The organism is Clostridium sartagoforme (assembly GCF_039521405.1).
GTDB lineage: Bacteria > Bacillota > Clostridia > Clostridiales > Clostridiaceae > Clostridium > Clostridium sartagoforme.
In genome coordinates, this window is the sequence record NZ_BAAACH010000015.1 from 19743 (window position 1) to 37987 (window position 18245).

15 protein-coding genes are annotated in these 18245 nt (G+C 26.2%); 1 reads left to right on the forward strand and 14 read right to left on the reverse strand.

Going from position 1 to position 18245, the window contains the following annotated elements; genetic code table 11:
- Positions 1-33: 33 nt before the first annotated feature.
- From ABDZ60_RS07120 to ABDZ60_RS07185, 14 genes are all read right to left on the reverse strand, one after another.
- Complete coding sequence (locus ABDZ60_RS07120; RefSeq protein WP_343777152.1) at positions 34-1932, reverse strand: ABC transporter permease; 1899 nt, start codon at positions 1930-1932, stop codon at positions 34-36.
- Positions 1932-2684: an ABC transporter ATP-binding protein gene (locus ABDZ60_RS07125; protein ID WP_343777154.1), complete on the reverse strand. Its 753-nt coding sequence runs from the start codon at positions 2682-2684 to the stop codon at positions 1932-1934. Before ABDZ60_RS07125 ends, ABDZ60_RS07120 begins: the two co-directional genes overlap by 1 nt.
- Before the next feature lie 96 nt (positions 2685-2780).
- A complete protein-coding gene (locus ABDZ60_RS07130) occupies positions 2781-3806 on the reverse strand; it encodes a sensor histidine kinase (protein ID WP_343777156.1) in 1026 nt (341 codons plus the stop codon).
- Complete coding sequence (locus tag ABDZ60_RS07135; protein WP_343777158.1) at positions 3806-4477, reverse strand: response regulator transcription factor; 672 nt, start codon at positions 4475-4477, stop codon at positions 3806-3808. Before ABDZ60_RS07135 ends, ABDZ60_RS07130 begins: the two co-directional genes overlap by 1 nt.
- Positions 4478-4602: 125 nt before the next feature.
- Entirely contained in the window at positions 4603-6459 is a 1857-nt protein-coding gene (locus ABDZ60_RS07140; protein WP_343777160.1) for an FtsX-like permease family protein, read from the reverse strand.
- Positions 6446-7204 carry an ABC transporter ATP-binding protein gene (locus ABDZ60_RS07145; RefSeq protein WP_343777162.1) on the reverse strand — a complete coding sequence of 253 codons (759 nt, stop codon included), beginning with the start codon at positions 7202-7204 and terminating at the stop codon, positions 6446-6448. The genes ABDZ60_RS07140 and ABDZ60_RS07145 overlap by 14 nt, the downstream gene beginning before the upstream one ends.
- Before the next feature lie 12 nt (positions 7205-7216).
- On the reverse strand, positions 7217-8071 hold the full coding sequence (locus ABDZ60_RS07150; RefSeq protein ID WP_343777165.1) for an undecaprenyl-diphosphate phosphatase: 855 nt from the start codon (positions 8069-8071) through the stop codon (positions 7217-7219).
- A gap of 272 nt (positions 8072-8343) precedes the next feature.
- Positions 8344-9324: a sensor histidine kinase gene (locus ABDZ60_RS07155; protein ID WP_343777167.1), complete on the reverse strand. Its 981-nt coding sequence runs from the start codon at positions 9322-9324 to the stop codon at positions 8344-8346.
- A 10-nt stretch (positions 9325-9334) separates the two neighbouring features.
- On the reverse strand, positions 9335-10027 hold the full coding sequence (locus ABDZ60_RS07160) for a response regulator transcription factor (RefSeq protein ID WP_343777168.1): 693 nt from the start codon (positions 10025-10027) through the stop codon (positions 9335-9337).
- A 236-nt stretch (positions 10028-10263) separates the two neighbouring features.
- Positions 10264-11286 (reverse strand): ROK family protein, encoded by a 1023-nt coding sequence (locus ABDZ60_RS07165; RefSeq protein WP_343777170.1) that lies wholly within the window; start codon positions 11284-11286, stop codon positions 10264-10266.
- Positions 11286-11918 carry an HAD family hydrolase gene (locus tag ABDZ60_RS07170; RefSeq protein WP_343777172.1) on the reverse strand — a complete coding sequence of 211 codons (633 nt, stop codon included), beginning with the start codon at positions 11916-11918 and terminating at the stop codon, positions 11286-11288. Before ABDZ60_RS07170 ends, ABDZ60_RS07165 begins: the two co-directional genes overlap by 1 nt.
- Positions 11919-12108: 190 nt before the next feature.
- A complete protein-coding gene (locus tag ABDZ60_RS07175; RefSeq protein WP_343777174.1) occupies positions 12109-13020 on the reverse strand; it encodes a glycyl-radical enzyme activating protein in 912 nt (303 codons plus the stop codon).
- Positions 13013-15301, reverse strand: a complete 2289-nt coding sequence (locus ABDZ60_RS07180; protein WP_343777176.1) for a pyruvate formate lyase family protein — start codon at positions 15299-15301, stop codon at positions 13013-13015. The genes ABDZ60_RS07175 and ABDZ60_RS07180 overlap by 8 nt, the downstream gene beginning before the upstream one ends.
- 144 nt (positions 15302-15445) lie before the next feature.
- Positions 15446-16126 carry a GntR family transcriptional regulator gene (locus tag ABDZ60_RS07185; protein WP_047002197.1) on the reverse strand — a complete coding sequence of 227 codons (681 nt, stop codon included), beginning with the start codon at positions 16124-16126 and terminating at the stop codon, positions 15446-15448.
- Between the two features lie 190 nt (positions 16127-16316).
- On the opposite strand from ABDZ60_RS07185, the gene ABDZ60_RS07190 reads away from it, so the two are divergent.
- A complete protein-coding gene (locus ABDZ60_RS07190) occupies positions 16317-18209 on the forward strand; it encodes a PTS fructose transporter subunit IIABC (protein WP_343777179.1) in 1893 nt (630 codons plus the stop codon).
- Positions 18210-18245: the final 36 nt, after the last annotated feature.

Here is an 18245-nt window from a genome sequence, read left to right on the forward strand (position 1 = left end):
CGATTGCTAAAAACACTCGTGAATTACTTATACTTAATTTTTCTTTGTTCCTATTATCTTTTTAAATCCCATGATTGAAATAATACAATTAACTATAAATATAGCTATACAAATTAGTAAGCTAATTAAATATACAAAATTTAAATTCTCTTTCATAAAATCAGCTAATACATTAATTGCAAAATAACTATGAATTGAGCCAACTGCTAATGGAATGAAATAAAATAATGCAACTTCTCTACTTATAGATTTACTTATATCTTTCTTGGAAGCTCCTATGTTTAGAAGTGTTTTATATTTTTGCTTATCTTCATTTGCATCACTATAAATTTTTATATAAATAATACTAGCTTCTGCCAATACCATTACTAAAAATAAGAATCCTCCAATTGCATAAACAAATTTCACCCATTCTATTGTTTTTAATTCATATTGTCCATAAAATCCCTGAGTAGTTTCCAAATTAAGATTCTTCCCTATTTCCTCTATTACATTAATTATATTTTCTTCATTTTCTATTTTGATTCCATAGAAGTTTATTTCAGTAGCTGTTTCTCTAAGTTTTTCATATTCATCATTATTTACAATTATCGTAACATAATTTAATGCTTCACCAAAAATCCTGATTCTAGTACTTTCACTTATATTAAACTTAACATCATTTAATGTAACGTCTTTGATATTTGATAGCAAACTCATAAGTGTACCAGGTCTTTCAATATATATAGCATTATTACCTTGCACCATTTCTTCATTAAACTTAACTAAATCTTTTTCATCACCATTTTCTTTTAATATATTAGATAAGTTATCATAAGAAACCACTATATATTCATCATTTTGATATTGAGGGACATCCTTCAATGTACTTTTAATTTTTAACACTTTAGTTTCTAAAGAATACTTTTCTTCACCAATTTCTTTTAATTTATTAGCTACTTCCTCTGAATTAAACTCATCTTTAGATGAAATTGCTAAAGAATATAAAGTAATATTTCTTTGACTATTTTCATATGTTTTCTTCATTGAAAAAGCTGTTCCGAGAACTGTAGTAGTTGTTGCTGTTAGTATAGCTATAGTAGCATAAACTGTATAATTTTTCTTAAATCTATAAGCTAAATTATTTATAGTTATAATATTTGCTCCTTTGTATAATATAGATTTTTTATTAATTAATAAATTAAATACTACTTGGAAAACAGCTCCAAACAATCCATAAGTACCAATGCACACTAATATTAAAGTCTTAAGCGCATCAGTTGCTTCTTTATTTACTAAATAATACCCATAACCAATTAAAACTAATGATATTATTGCAACTATATATATAAGAAAATTAACTTTAGGCATCTTTTCTTGCTTTTTACTTGCATTTAAAAGATCTACAATTTTACTTCTAACTATACTTATAAAGCCTTTTATACTCATAAATAAGAATATACACATAAAAATTGCTACAGTATAAATTATGGAACTTATACTTACACTAAATGTCACATCTATATTAAAATCTGCAATTTTAAAAACTATTACTTGAAAAAATTTTGATAAAACAACCCCGATAATTGTTCCAATTAATGATGCACTCACTCCAATCAGCATCATCTCAATAAAATATATTTTTCCTATTACTGATGAATCAAGTCCCATAAATGCATAGATACCAATTTCCTTTTTTCTATTTCTTAAAAATATATTCGATGCATACCAAATAAAGAAAAACATAAATATAACTAAAATAACAGTTATAACTTGCAAAATAAGCTTACTATATTCTTCATTCATATCACCAAGGACCTTCATTGCATCCCCATTCATCATAATTAAGAAATTACTTAAAATAACTACAGAAAATATCATTGAAATAAAAAACATAGTATAAATTTTTATATTATTTTTGAAATTATTATAAGCTATATTGAATACGCTCATTATTTAGCACCTCCTAAAGATGCTAACATATCGATTATCTTACCATAAAACTCTTTTCTACTTTCTCCTTTATTTAATTGACACTTTATTTCTCCATCACTTAATATATAAACTTTATTAGAATAACTTGCAGTAATAGCATCATGAGTAACCATAACAATAGTAGCCTTTTTTTCTTTATTTGCTCTACTTAATGATTCTAGCAAATCTGATGATGATCTTGAATCTAAAGCTCCAGTAGGCTCATCTGCAAAAATTACTTTTGGATCAGTTATTAAAGCTCTAGCTGCTGCCCCTCTCTGCTTTTGACCTCCAGATAGTTCATAAGGATACTTTTTTAAATGCTCCTTGAGTCCAAATATTTCTGAAATATTCATTACCTTATCTTCTATAGCTTTTGTTTTCTTTTTACCTAAAGCTAATGGTAATGCTATATTATCCATTAAATTCATATTATCTAATAAGTTATAATCTTGAAATATGAACCCTATTTTATCTCTTCTTAAATTGGATAATTCTTTATTTTTAGTCCTTGTTATATTCTTTCCATCAAGGATTATTTCACCTTTTGTAGGTTTATCCAAAGTTGAAATTAAATTCAACAATGTAGTTTTTCCTGCTCCAGACGGGCCCATTATAGAAATAAAATCCCCTTCATTTACAGTAAAATTTATGTTGTTTAATACTTTAGTTCTAAACCCTTTAATTCCATATTCTTTAGAAACATTCTCTAAATTTAATATTTCCTTCATAATTCATTCCTCCCAAATTAATTTTAACTTTAATTTTATTTTAATAGTTTTTTAATTTGGATTCCTTCACTTAACCTTACTTTTTTAATTTTAATGTTACATTTTAGTAACCTTTAAATAATCTGATATTTTATAAAAATATATGTTAAATAAGGTATATTCACCTTTTATTGATTCAACAGTAACTTCCTGTTCCAATTTATTTAAAACCTTCTTAGTGAAATAAAGCCCCATCCCCGTAGATTTATATACTTTATTTCTACCATTACTTCCTGTGAATCCTTTATTGAATATCCTATCTATATCTTCTTTTGCTATTCCTATACCATTATCCTTAATGTTTAACTTTATGTAATCTTTATTATCCTCTGCATAAAATTCTATCTTACCATCTTCTTTTGAATATTTAATTGCATTATTAATTAATTGATCTATAACATAAATTATCCATTTTCCATCAGTATAAACATTATAATTTAAATTTCTTGCAACTACTTCAATCTTATTTTTTATTAAGAAAAATGAATTGTTTTTTATAGATTTCTTAACTATATCACCTAAATTTTCTTCCTTAATAAATATATCCTCTGAAGCTACCGTAGCTCTACTTCCATAAATAATTGAATTAACTAAAAAATTTATTTTTTCTGTTTCATTTTTTACACTGCTTGCTACAGTATAATCCTCTATATCTTCCGAAATTATATTTAGTGCTGTTATTGGAAGCTTTATTTCATGGACCCATTTAGAAATATATTCTTCCATATCACTTAATTTTTCTTCATATTCTTTAGTTTTAAAATCATACTTTTTATCTTTATTATCTGTAACTTTATAAATTATTTCCTCTTCTAAAGAGCTTTCTTTAACATCTTCTATAGAAATATCATTTTTATCTAAAATAGATTTATATAAATCGTAGTATTGCTTTTTCCAATTAAAATAAGCAGTATATATCCACATTAAATATATAGCAATTATAATAAAATCTAGGTAGATTAAATCACTTGCTCTACCATTAAATGAATTTATTGAAATTAAATATATGTTTATTACTATTAATAAGGCTATTGAAAATATAATATTTATATTCTTTTCTTTTATAAATCTTATTAAGCTCATTAAACCATATACCCTATGCCCTTCTTAGTTTTTATAAAATTATTCAATCCTAATTCATCCTTAAGTCTTCCTCTTAACCTAGTTACATTTACAGTTAATGTGTTATCACTTACAAACTCATCATCGTTCCATAAGCTCATCATAATTTTGTCTCTTGAAACTACTTTCCCTTTATTTTTAATAAGTATTGATAATATCTTCATTTCATTTTTAGTTAATTCAACAGTATTTTCTTTATATTTAAATGTACATTTATCAATATCTAGGATGGTATCATTATAATAAATAATTGAATCAGAAAAAGCATAATCATAGCTTCTCCTTAGCAATGCATTTATCTTAGTTATTAAAACTTCTATTGAAAAAGGCTTTGTTATATAATCATCACCACCATTATTTATTCCCATAATTAAATCCATATTTGAATCTCTAGAAGATAAAAAAATTATTGGCACCTTAGATATTGCTCTAATTTTTTCGCACCAATAAAATCCATCATAATATGGTAAATTAACATCCATTATTATTAAACTTGGCTTCTTTTCACTAAACTCTTCAATTATATTACTAAAATCATCTATTAGCTCTACACTAAACCCCCATTTATTTAAAGATAGTAAAAGTTGTTTTGATAAATCTAAATCATCTTCAATTAATAATATTTCTCTCATGATTATTACCTCTCAATTATTTTTAATAAATTGTATAATTATACAAATATACTCAGTTCACAGTACACAATTCACAGCCTACAACTACTTGGCTAATTACTTAGAGCTTATAGAATATATCTGCCTTAATCCTTATATTCGTAATTAATTTCTATCAAATATTTCTTTCTTATAATAAAGAAATATATTATTTGAATAATTAAAAAACTTCCCATAACTGTAATTGCTGATATACTTATTTCCATTTCAAAGGCGTTATTAAGTGATAATAATGCAAATAAAGAATGTATTGCTGCAACTATATATGGAAGTAGAAATAGTGCTCCAATTTCAATAGTTGATATTTTTTTTATTTCTTTAAAAGTTAAACCTATTTTACTTAACTTACTATATCTTACTTTATCCTCTTCTATATCCATATAATATTTATTGTATAAGAAACTTGCTGTTGTTACAAAGAAAATTATTCCAATAAATATTGCTAAAAACATAAATATTCCATAACCTAATTTAATTGATTCTAGTAAATGTGCTTTCATTAATAAAACTCTTTCTTTGCTATAATTTTCCTCATTAAATTTATCTAAATAACTTCTTGATATATTTAATGTGTCTTTATAATTATCTACATTAATACTATAAAATGAAAATTCTAGAGCTTTAACTTTATTATATGATTTATCATTTAAAACATATAAGTTCTCGTATAGAGCTGGAAGTATTTTGCTATCTAACTTTGAAATGATTTTAATATCTATATTATCAATTTCTATATTATTAACATTCTTAGATAGTGCTGAATTTAATGCTCCTTCATTTTCCTTAAGAGTTATTTTTTCTTTGCCAAATGAGTTAGCTAATTTATTATAGGTATCTTCATTTATTATATTTATCTCACTATCATTATATTTTAATGATTTTATATTTCCTTGAACCTTTTTATAATTATAATTACTTTTGTTTAAAGCTTCTTCTAAATATATTATTTTATCATTCACATATAAGCTATTTTCATTAAAAGCATAAAAAAATGCTTGAGGAAAACTACTATTAACTTCCGATTCTTTGTTAAGCCAAAAGGAATATACACCTCCAATAGATGTAAATGCTACTGATGAAGTTATTGTTATAATAAAAAACATCCTTGTATTATCCTTTATCCTATATAAAAGATCTGATACCCATAGCAGTCTTGTCTTATTCATATAAAAAGCTTTATTATTTTTTAATTTATTTATAATAAAAATACTAAATTGTGAAAATAATAAATAAGTTCCAACTACAACAATTACTGTTACTGGTATAATTCTATATATTATATTGCTCTTAGTAGATGTAATTGAAAAAAAATATCCTGCAGCAATTAATATAATACAAATTATTGTAAGAAACTTTGATGCCTTTGGTTCATCCTTTGGTTTTTTAGTTGCTTTAAGTAGTGATAATACCTTATCTTCCTTTATAACGCTAATAGTAAAAATAGAAATTATTCCACCCATTAAGATAAATCCTATTATTGTGATAATAATTGCCTTACTTGGTAGATAAAATTCTAAAATATTATATCCTAGTAACTTTCCACTAGCTAACAAAAATATTTTTGAGAAAATTAACCCTATAAGAACTCCAATAATACCAGATAAAGAACTTATTAATACATTTTCTATTATTATCATCTTCTTTATTTGTTTATTTGAAGCTCCTATTATATAAAGTACTCCTATTTCTTTATATCTACTTTTTAAAAATACACTTACTGAATAAAAGATAAAGAAACATAAAAATAAATATGCTATAATCATTGTTAATTTAAAACTAACTTTTAAGTAATTAGGAAAACTGCTTATATCTATATTAGGATGCAATACTAACATGGTAAAAGAAAATAACAAAGCAGCTGAAATACTACTACTTAAGAAATAGCCAAAGTAAGCTCGTATGTTTCTCATTACATTTCTAGTGGCAAATTCAATAAACTTCATTATCTCTTCCTCCTAGTAATGCAATAACATCTAAAATATCTTGATAAAATTGTTGTCTACTATCCTCTTTATAAATTTCATTATATATAGCTCCATCTTTTATAAATAATATCCTATTACAATAGCTAGCTGCTACTGGGTCATGTGTAACCATCATTGTAGTTACCTTTTCCTCTTTATTAATCTTTTCAAATAACTCCATTACTATTTTGGATGATTTTGAATCTAAATTACCAGTAGGCTCATCTGCTAAAAGAATTGATGGGTTGTGAATCAAGGCTCTTGCAACTGCTGCTCTTTGAGCTTCACCTCCTGATACCTCAAAGGTTCTCTTATTTAATATTTTTTCAATTCCTAGAATCTTTGATACCCTTTCTAGCTTTTTATTTTGTTCATTTACTAATACTCCATCTAAAGTTAAAGGTAACAATATATTTTCACCAATAGTAAGAGTATCTAATAAATTAAAATCTTGGAATACAAATCCTAACTCTCGCCTTCTAAATAATGCTAATTCATCTCCTTTTAATAATAGAGGTTTAATATCATTTATCCTTATTTCTCCTGAAGTTGGCTTATCTATTGTTGAAATTACATTCAATAATGTTGTTTTTCCACTACCTGAAGGTCCCATTATTCCTATAAATTCTCCTTGTTCTACAATAAAATTAATATTATTTAATGCAGTAAAAGAAACTTTACTTCCATATATCTTTTTTAAATTTTTAATTTCTAAAATCCCCATAATTCTCTCCTCTTATATAGTTAAAACTATTATCTTCTTTAATACTAATATTGCAAGTAAAATCCCTACCAAAACTCTATATATAGCAAATATTCTCATAGGTTTACTTTTTAGATATTCTATGAACTTCTTTATAACTATTAATGCTACTATAAAAGCTACTATAAATCCCAATATTAATGAAACCCACAAAGTTAATGTCATTATAGAATAATCGAACTCAATTAAGTCTTTTATAGATGATCCCAGCATAGCAGGTATGGCTAAGAAAAATGAAAATTCAGCAGATACAGATGTTGATATTCCTGCAATCCATCCTCCCATTATTGTAGACGCACTTCTAGACATTCCAGGCCATACGGCTAAAACTTGTAATATTCCTACCTTTAAAGCCTGAGTGTACCTTATATCATCAATATTGTAAGTAGCCTTTTTTCTATTCCTAAATATATTTTCAATTATTATAAGTAAAATTCCTCCTACTATAAATCCTATAATTACGGCTTCTGGCCTAAATAAAGATTTTATTTTCTTATAGAATAACACTCCTATAATCCCCATTGGGATAGATGCTATTATAACATTAATTCCAAAATTAAATCCTATTTTACCCTCTTGCCCTTTACTAAATATAAATTTGAAAAACTCAATTATGCTTTTATAAATTTTGTTCCAGTATAGTACTATAACTGCTAATATTGATCCTAATTGGATTACAACTTGAAACATACTAACAAATTCACCCTCAAAGTTAATTAAGCTTCCAATTAAAATCATATGTCCTGTTGATGACACTGGAATAAATTCTGTAAAACCTTCAACAATTGCAATTATAATAGACTTTAATATAAATATTATATCAATCATTTTCTTTATCCTCCTTTAAACTTTATATACCTAGTTTAATGAAGACTATATACATGTACTATCTTTAAACCTTACATAATTATTACAAGTATGTCACTTTTGCTTTTTATATATAAAAATAAGGTAAATCATATAATATAATTTACCATTCTATTGTTTTTATATATATTTTTCAATAAACACCCTACATAGTTAATGAGCTTAAAACATTAACTATATAATATACTAATGTGTCATTAAATTTTAGGGAGATATTATTTAAATTTTATATTCTAATTTTTGAACTTCACAGTAACAATTGTTCCAAATCCTAAATTAGATTCTATTGATATGCTATGCCCTAAATTATCACAAACCTTTTTTACTATGTATAATCCCATTCCTGTTGATTCACCAAATTTACGCCCATTTTCTCCTGTAAAAAAAGCATCAAATACTCTTCTTACGTCTTTTTTGCTTATACCTATACCTTGATCTATTATTGTTAATTTAATATATTCAAAATTTTCTTCTGCTTTTATTATTAACTCTTTCCCTACATCTCTTGAATACTTTATCCCATTAATAATAAGCTGCTCTAATATAAATTTAAGCCACTTGAAGTCACTATATATTTTTATGTTTTTATCTATTTCAACTACTGGTTTTATTTTATTTTTTATAAACATTGTTTTTTCTTCATTTACTTTACTAATAACTAAATCATATAGAGAAATTTTCTCTATTACAAAATCTTTTTCAAAAGAATCTAGTCTAGCAAAATACATTGCCATATTTAATCCCTTATTTAATTTATATACATCTTCTCTTATTTCTTCAAGAGGTCTTTCCCCTTCATCTTCTTGCATTTTTAACTGTATTATAGAAAGTGGTGTTTTCATTTGATGAATCCATTGATTTATAAACATTAAATGCTCCTGATGTTTTTTATTTTTATCAATCATATTAATACTATATAAATTATTCATTTGTTTTAAAATATCTGATATAGCTTTACCTAAAACTGAATTTCCTAAACTTATAACTAATTGATTTAAATTATTTATTTTCTTATTTAATAATGTATAAATTTTTCTATGTTTATAATATCTAAAGCATAAAAAAGTAATTAAAATAAATGTATTAACAATTGATATATAAAAAGACTCCATTACATTTAAACTTCCTAAAAGGTTTATATAAATTAATGTAATTAAAAGACTTATGAAATATATAATTATATATCCTTTATTATCCTTTAAAAATAATTTCATGTTATTTCTCCTACCAAGTTTTATTTAATCTATATCCAACTGACCTTACTGTTTCTATACCATTACATATTCCAATATCCTGAAGTTTTTTTCTTATTCTACTTATGTTAACATTTAATGTATTTTCCTCAACAAACTCAATATCATCCCATATCTTCTCTAAAAGGAAGTCTCTAGCTACAACTTTAGGATATTTTTTAATTAAATACTCTAATAAAATCCCTTCTTTTTTAGTTATTATTACTTTTCTATCATTAAATTTAATTTCTAATCTTTCTGGGTAAAATATTAATCCATCAAGTTCAACGATTCGCTCTTCCATGTGTGGTGCATAATCTCCAAAAGCTCTTCTTAAATGACTTTTTATTTTAGCCATAACAACCTCATAATAAAAAGGCTTAGTTATATAATCATCTCCACCATTTTCAAGTGCCATAACTTGATCCATACCACTATCTCTTGCTGATATAAATATTATTGGAATCTTTGATTCCTGTCTTATTCTTCTACACCAATAAAATCCATCAAATTTAGGTAAATTAACATCTAAAAGTACTAAGTTAGGTTTAAACTCATTAAATTCACTCATTATATTTTCAAAGTTCTTTACTATTTTTACATCAAATTGATATTTAGAAATATATTCTTTTAATAGAAATCCTAATGATGAATCATCTTCTATAATATATATCTTATAACTCATATAGTTTTCTCCTTACTAATTATAAAATTAAATTAATTATACAATTAATTTTCACTTATTTGTATTACAATTTAGTAAGATTGGTATTATATTCCACCAAACAGTCCATATATTTATTTTCTTAAAAGAAAAAAGCTATGGCTAATATTAGTATAGTCATAGCTTTTAATTTATTTAAAAGTATTTTGGTTACGCTAGCAAATGCTATAACGCCCTTTATACTAATTAAATCCCTATTAGTTTTTAATTAACTTAACCTCTTTATTTATTAAGTTTAATGCTTTTTCTTTTATTCCCTCTAATGCATAATTATTACTTTTTTCTTGTACTAATATCTCTGTTTTTATGCTGAATTCCTTATTGTATCTTTCTATTATTTTATCTTTTATACTATATTTAAAATTACTTCCACCTAAAACAACTACACTCGGATTAATTATTGCTGATATTGTTTTTATAGTGTTTATAATTACTTCAATGTACTCTTCATCATCTAAATTGCTCATAATCTTAGCATTTAGAAAAGTATCTCCTACAGGAATAAAACCAATTTCTCCTGCATATCCATTGTTACCTTTTATAATATCTCCATCTATTACTATTCCAGCTCCTACCCCTAATGACGTAAAACTTATATATACAAGACTTATTTCATTGCATTTCTTTTTTTCTATATAATCGTTATAAAAAGCTATAGAAATAGAATTTATATCATTCTCTAATAATATCGGGATATTAAATCTTTTACTAAGGTATTCTTTTATTTTTATTTCCTTCCAATCTTCCATCTTAATTCCTGACAAATAACCATAATTAGTAACTATCCCTGGAACACTAATCCCAATACCTTCTATATTATGATAAACTTTATATACCTCTTCTATTATATCGCCAACATCCTCAATATCCTCTAAGCTTCTTAGATTTTTAGTATTCTCTTCTAAGATCTTACCTAAAGTATTTATAATTCTATAAACTAATTTATTTTCTTCTATTAAAAGTACCATTAAATATCTTTTGTTTGAATTTATCTCATATCTCTCGGCTCTTCTACCTCCACTAGATTTATCAAGGCCTACAGATATTATTTCACTCATTTCAATCAATTCATTTAAAATAGATCTTACAGTTGTATGACTTAATCCTGTATCTTTGGAAATTTCTCCTCTAGTTGCAATACCTCTAGTCCTTATTGAATTCATTATTAATGAACTATTTACATTTTTTAGTTCTGTTGGTTTTCCTACAACTTTTTTCATTATAAAAGCTTTAACTCCTTTAAAATATCTCTTGGATTCTTAAAATCAAAATCAGCTTCTATTCCTTCTAAATCATCAGCACCCCACATAGCTATTCCAAAATCCATCCCTGCTGCTTTGGTTGCTTTAAAATCAAATATTGTATCTCCAATATATATACAGTCACTTGGATTTATATCTAATATTTCACTCACTTTTAATAATGGGTCAGGATATGGTTTATGCCTTTCTGTATCCTCTGCTAAAACTTCACATTTGATATATTTTTTTAATCCAGTAGGTTCAAAATCTATTTTATATTGATTTTTCATTTTAGAACTTGCTATAGCACATATGATTCCTTTTTCACTCAAAGTTTTTATTACTTCATCAAATCCTTCATATAGTACAGCGCCTTCTTCAAACTCATTCACATACTCTACCCACTTATTGTAAGACTTGTCTATATCCTTAAATCCTAATTCCTCTATTGTCTTCTTTCCTGCATATGCTTTATATTTAAGTAAATCCTTATAAGGAATGTCTTTATAGAGTTCTTCTTTTATAAGTCTTTGAAGTGGCACTAAATTCATTCTCTCAGTATTTAAAACTGTTCCGTCTAAATCAAAAATTATACATTTATACTCTCTCATTTTTATATCCATACCTTTATATTATACTTTTGAAAGTTTCTTTCAAAAGTATAATAACACATATTAGTAAATCTTTCAATTAAAATACTAATTAAAAATGTTGAATTTTTTTATTTATCAACGATAAAAACATCTTATATTTTTAAAATTTATAGATAATAAGGACCATCTAATGACGCCCCTTATTATCTTATATTATTTCATTTTCTATAAACCCATTTCTTAATGAGTTTTCTTTTAAAATCTCTTTCCATAATTCCTTCATATCATTGGATGGAACTTCATATTTCTTATGTTTATTTAAATATTTAAATTCATATATCTTAGTTAAATTATGATATGGAAGTATATCCACATATCTTATATTTCCATAATCATTAGATATTTTACATATAGCTTTAAAATGCAGCTCATTATCATTAATATTGGGAATTATTGGACATCTTAAAATAACACTCTTATTAAATCTTTTTAGTATTTCTATTGTACTATAAAAATCGAACTCTCTCTTTATATAGATTTTATAGTCTTCCTTCTTTGTTAGCTTATAATCTAATAAATACTCATCTACAAATCCAACTGAATTTTCTATATTATTCTCAGGATCATATCCGCTTATATCTAAACATATATGTATTCCCATTTTCTTTAATTTTATTGCTACTTCTTTAATAAACTCAAATTGATTTATAGCTTCTCCTCCACTAAAAGTTACTCCTCCATTAGATATATTATAATAATCAACATCCTTCATTATAATTTCAACTAATTCATCAGAAGAATATTTTTTCCCATATGTTTCATAAGCCTTATTAGGACATACATTTATTAACTCAAAATTTTGATCATGTTTATTAAAATCTATTCGTAATTTATTATTAATTATTTCTATTCCATCACCATTTACATATTCAACACATTTTCCGCAAGTAGTACATTTCTTAGAATTATATCTTAATTGAATTTTAGGAGAAATAGACTCTGGATTATGACACCACGGACATCTTAAATAACACCCTTTCAAAAATACTGTTGTTCTTACCCCAGGCCCATCATTAACAGAAAATCTTTGTATATCGAATACTATTCCTTTTCTACTCATTACATGTCCTCTCCATTATTTCTCTTTGAACATCATCATCTAAATTTACAAACCTTGCACTAAACCCACCTACTCTAACTGTTAGATTTTTATATTCCTCTGGGTTATTATATGCTGCAACTAAATCTTCTTGATTTACTATATTCACCATAAGTTGTGGGCCGCCCTTCTTAAAATAAGTAGAAAATAATGCTTTTATTTTTATTCTTTCCTTATTAAACATAGTCTTAGAGAATTTAATATTCTGAACGCTACCTGCATGTATATCTGCACGTATTTTAGCAAGAGAATTTAACATTGCTGTTGGTCCATTAGTATCTGCACCACTTTGCGGATTATTAGCATTACTCATATATAATCCTGCTATTCTTCCATCTGGTGATGATGCTGTTGCTCTTCCCCATTCTGTATTAACTTGATTATTTATAACAACTACTAACCAACTATCTAACCCTACTTTACTAGCTTGCTTAGCCACTTCATTACAAGTAAATTCATGAAGTTCAACTGCTATAGAATCAATATAGTCATCATCATTTCCAAACTTTGGAGCATTGATCATTTCTTCTTTTACATCATTATATCCATCAAAATCTACTTCTAATACTTTTTGAATATCTGCTAATGTATATTTTTTTTCATCAAACACTAATTTTTTGATTGCACCTAAAGAATCTGCAGTATTCATATTTCCATACATCTCATTTGTTCCACCAAGATACTTAACACCACCATCTAAGGTCATTTTTCCCCTTCCAATGCAATCATCTGTTAATATACTTGTAAAAATGAATCCAACCTTTTCATTCATTACTTTATATGAATAAGCATGAGCATCAGCTGTTAATTCTATATAATAGCTTAATAACTTCTTATATTCACTAAAGAATTCATCAAAACTTTCTATTTCATTCATCTTTTTCATTTCAAGTTTTCCATACTTATATTTATAATCCCATTGATCAATTCCATCATGAATCATAATTGTTAAAAGCTTTAATAAATTAATACAAGTATTTGGAGTACCTACACTTTGACCTGAAAGAACAAACTCTCCACATCCAAAAGGAACATATTGCTCTGCTGTTGTCATATCTACATGCATTGTTTTTGACACTGCAGGTATATTTACATCATCATTATATAAAATAGGATAAGTTATTCCTTCTCCAATGCAATCTAAAGCTAAATCATATATCTCTTGATTCATTCCTTCATAGATTCTAAGAGTAAATTGAGGTTCAACTAACTTAGCTTCTTTAGTTGCTCTAATTGCTAACTTACAAAATACATCTGCATTTTTTTCATTTCTTCTACCTTTTCCACCAACAATAACACGTCCATTAACATTTGTTCTTTTTACTTCAATCAATCTCCATTGAGATTTAATGTATTCTATTGCTTCTTCTTCAGTAATTATATTATTTTCTAAATCATAAACTAAATAATCTCCTAAATAATCATCCATTCTACCGTAATTTACAACTCCCGATACAGATGAATATATCCATGCAAGTTGCATTGCTGAGATAAATGAATTAGGTTTATCATTTTCAATTATATTTAATGCAACTAATAATTTTTCCATTTGCATTCTTCTCTTTTGAGAAAGTGCATCTTTTTTTAGTTCTTTCTGAACTTCCTCTATATGATACTTAATTACAACTTGCAAAAGTTCAAGTGCTTCAATCATAGCATCATATTCTTTTTGTGAGTCAATATTAATTGCTCTTTTTGAATTTATTATATTCTTCAAACCATCTATTCCATTATCTAGCAACAAATTATAATTTAAATACATGCCACTAAATCGAGCTGTGATAATTGCCGGAAATAATACATCTACAAATTTTCCCAAAACATTTTCTTGTAGTTTATCCTTATAAAATACTTCTCTAGTATCATTTTTTTTCCAATATTTTTTTAAGAATTCTATATTATCTTCATATTTATCACCAAGTTTATTTACGTAATTATCTAGCTTTTCAAACTTACAATAATGCCCTGGCCCACCAACGGATGTTACACTTCCAAATCCTATAGGTAATGCATCATATCTTCCTACTATCAAATCGTCTTCATACATTGGCCTAAAGACTTTAGGAAAAAGAACTTTTAAACATTCAACTTCCCTTTTTAGTTTTTCACTATCATCGTATTTACTGTGAATCGCTGTATATTTTAACATTGTTTCTAACTGTTCTAACTCACTCATATATAATGCTTCCTTTGGTGCAACAGCTACATTAGTATCATTTCTTTTTAAGTCTCTTTTAATCATTACTTATTCCCCCTATCAACTTGTAATTACAAGTAAATTCTATATCAATGAGTTCCTTCCGTCAAGTTAATTGATTAAAATAAATTTTATAAATAAAAAACTATCCTAATGTATTTTTAAATAATATTAGGATAGTTTTTTATTTTATCTAACAGATGCAATAGTAATTGAATTGTCCGTAGATATTTCTCTAGTATATTGAGCAAGTATTGATTTTGTTAAATATACCTTATGTTCAATCTCCAAAATAGCTGAATCTAAATCTATTTCTAATATTTTAGAAACCTCTTCATTTGATTTTATAGCTTTTATAGTTTTTATATCATGACTTACATTATAGTGTTCTTCCATATATTTAAAAACAGACTTCTTTAAGACTTCCTCATTAAAATCTTTAAATAAATAACATGGCATATATGTATATTCTAATATTCTTGGTTCTCCTGAAATAATCCTTAATCTTTTAAAATAAATAAATTTTTCCTTCTTATCCACATTAAAAGCATTACATAATTTCTCATCACCTTCAATTTCCTTACAGAAAAATACTCTATTTTCTATCTTGTATCCTTCATCTTGCTTTTCTGATAATGTTGTTAATTTACTTTGTTCATAGAACTCTGGAGGATTAACAAATATTCCTGAACCTTGCCTTGAATGGACATATCCTTCATTTTTTAGTTTTGATATTGCCTTCCTTAATGTTGGTCTACTTACACCATATTTATGGCAAAGTATTTCTTCTCCCTCTAAGGAAGACCATGAAGAATATTCTTTTCTTATTATTTTATTTTTTATCTCTTCATAAACCTCTACGTATTTCATATTGCCTCCAAATATATATGATATTATTATTTTGTCATAAAATTTTTCTAAACATTTATACTAAGTATACCATACATACTAAAAAACCAAAAATTTTTATTTAACAAATTAATATTTACAAATTAGTATTTACAAATCTTCTTTTTTGTCTTATTATTTTATTGAAAACGAAAACAAGGGGGAATAATCTATGAATAAAATTTTTTCAAAAGACTTAATCCAACTTAACATTAAGTCTAGTACAAAAAATGAATGTATAGAAGAGTTAGCATCACTTCTATATAAGCAGGGGAAAATTACTGATGTTAAAAAATATCTACAAGACGTTCATAAAAGGGAGGAGGAATTTTCTACAGAATTAGAAAATGGGGCTGCTATACCTCATGCAAAATCTATTCATGTAAACTCACCAGCTGTTGCTATCGGTATAAGTAAAAAGGGGATTGCTTTTGGTAGTGACGAAACTAAAAAAACTCATTTAATTTTTCTTATAGCAATGCCAGAAAACTCAGATAATACTCATATTCATACTTTATCAACTATTACTAGTAAGCTACTTGATGAAAATTATGTTACTAAAATGATTAATTCTAAATCTATTGATGATTTGATTTACCTTTTAGAAAATAATGCACAAGAAGAAGTATCTGTTACCAATAATAAATTTCTTATAGGTGTTACTGGTTGCCCAGTTGGCGTTGCTCATACATATTTAGCTGCAAAATCTTTAACTAAAGCAGCTAATGAAATGGGATATTCAATAAAAGTAGAAACTAACGGATCTATAGGTGTTGAAAATGCTCCTACAAATGATGAAATTGGCAGAGCTGATGGGATAATAGTTTCCTGTGATAAAGAAGTAGATATGGCTAGATTCATAGGCAAAAGAGTTGTTGTAACTGGTGTAAAATCAGCTATAGACAAGCCAAAAGAACTTATAAATAAGGCATTAAATCCTTCTACTCCTTTATATACTTCTAAAAATACTTCTATGAAGCGATCAAATGAAGAGGATAAAGGAAAAAGTACTTTTTATAAAGCCTTAATGAATGGTGTATCCTTTATGATACCTTTTGTAGTTATAGGTGGTCTTATGATTGCTGTTTCACTTGCCTTAGGTGGTGAACCTACTCCAGGTGGACTAGTTATTCCTGAAGGAAGTATATGGAACAAAGTTTTAAGTATTGGTGATATCGGATTTAAATTAATGATTCCAATTTTGGCAGGATATATTGCATATGCAATTGGTGATAGACCTGCACTTGCTCCTGGTATGATAGGTGGATGGATTGCAAATAATGGTTCTTTTTATGGAGCTGATGCTGGAGCAGGTTTTATAGGCGCTATTGCTGCTGGTTTATTAGTTGGTTATTTTGTTTTATATTTTAAGAAAATCAAGTTTCCAAAAGCTATTGAGGCTCTAGTTCCTATAATGATCATTCCAATCTTGGGTTCTTTATTTATTGGATTTATATTTATCTTTATAATCGGTGCCCCTATATCATCTCTTATGAGCTGGTTATTTGATACATTAAAGAATATGTCATCAGGTAGTATGATAATTCTTGGTTTAGTTATAGGATTAATGCAAGGATTTGACATGGGTGGACCTTTTGGTAAAGTTGCCTTTATGTTCTCTGTTGGTTTAATTGCAGAAGGTCAATATCAATTTATGGGAGCTCAAGCAGTTGCTATTCCTGTTGCTCCACTCGGAATGGCATTAGCTACATTCCTTGATAAAAATAAAATATTCTTTAAAGAAGAGGAAAGAGCAAATGGTAAAGCTGCTCTAGCTATGGGATTAGTAGGTATATCCGAAGGCGCAATACCTTTTGCCGCTAGCGACCCTCTAGCTATAATCCCTGCAAACATGATTGGTAGTGCAGTAGCTTGTATTCTTGGATTCTTATTTGGAATTACTAATACAGTTGCACATGGTGGTCCAATTGTTCTTTTATTAGGAGTTGTAAATAAACCTATTATGGGCTTATTATCTATGGTTATAGGCACTATAGTAACTGCATTTCTAACTTTAGTTCTAAAGAAATTTAGATTAAATAAAAAAACTGTTAAAGTTAAATAACGTTATTATAATATATTTATCAATAAAATATTAATT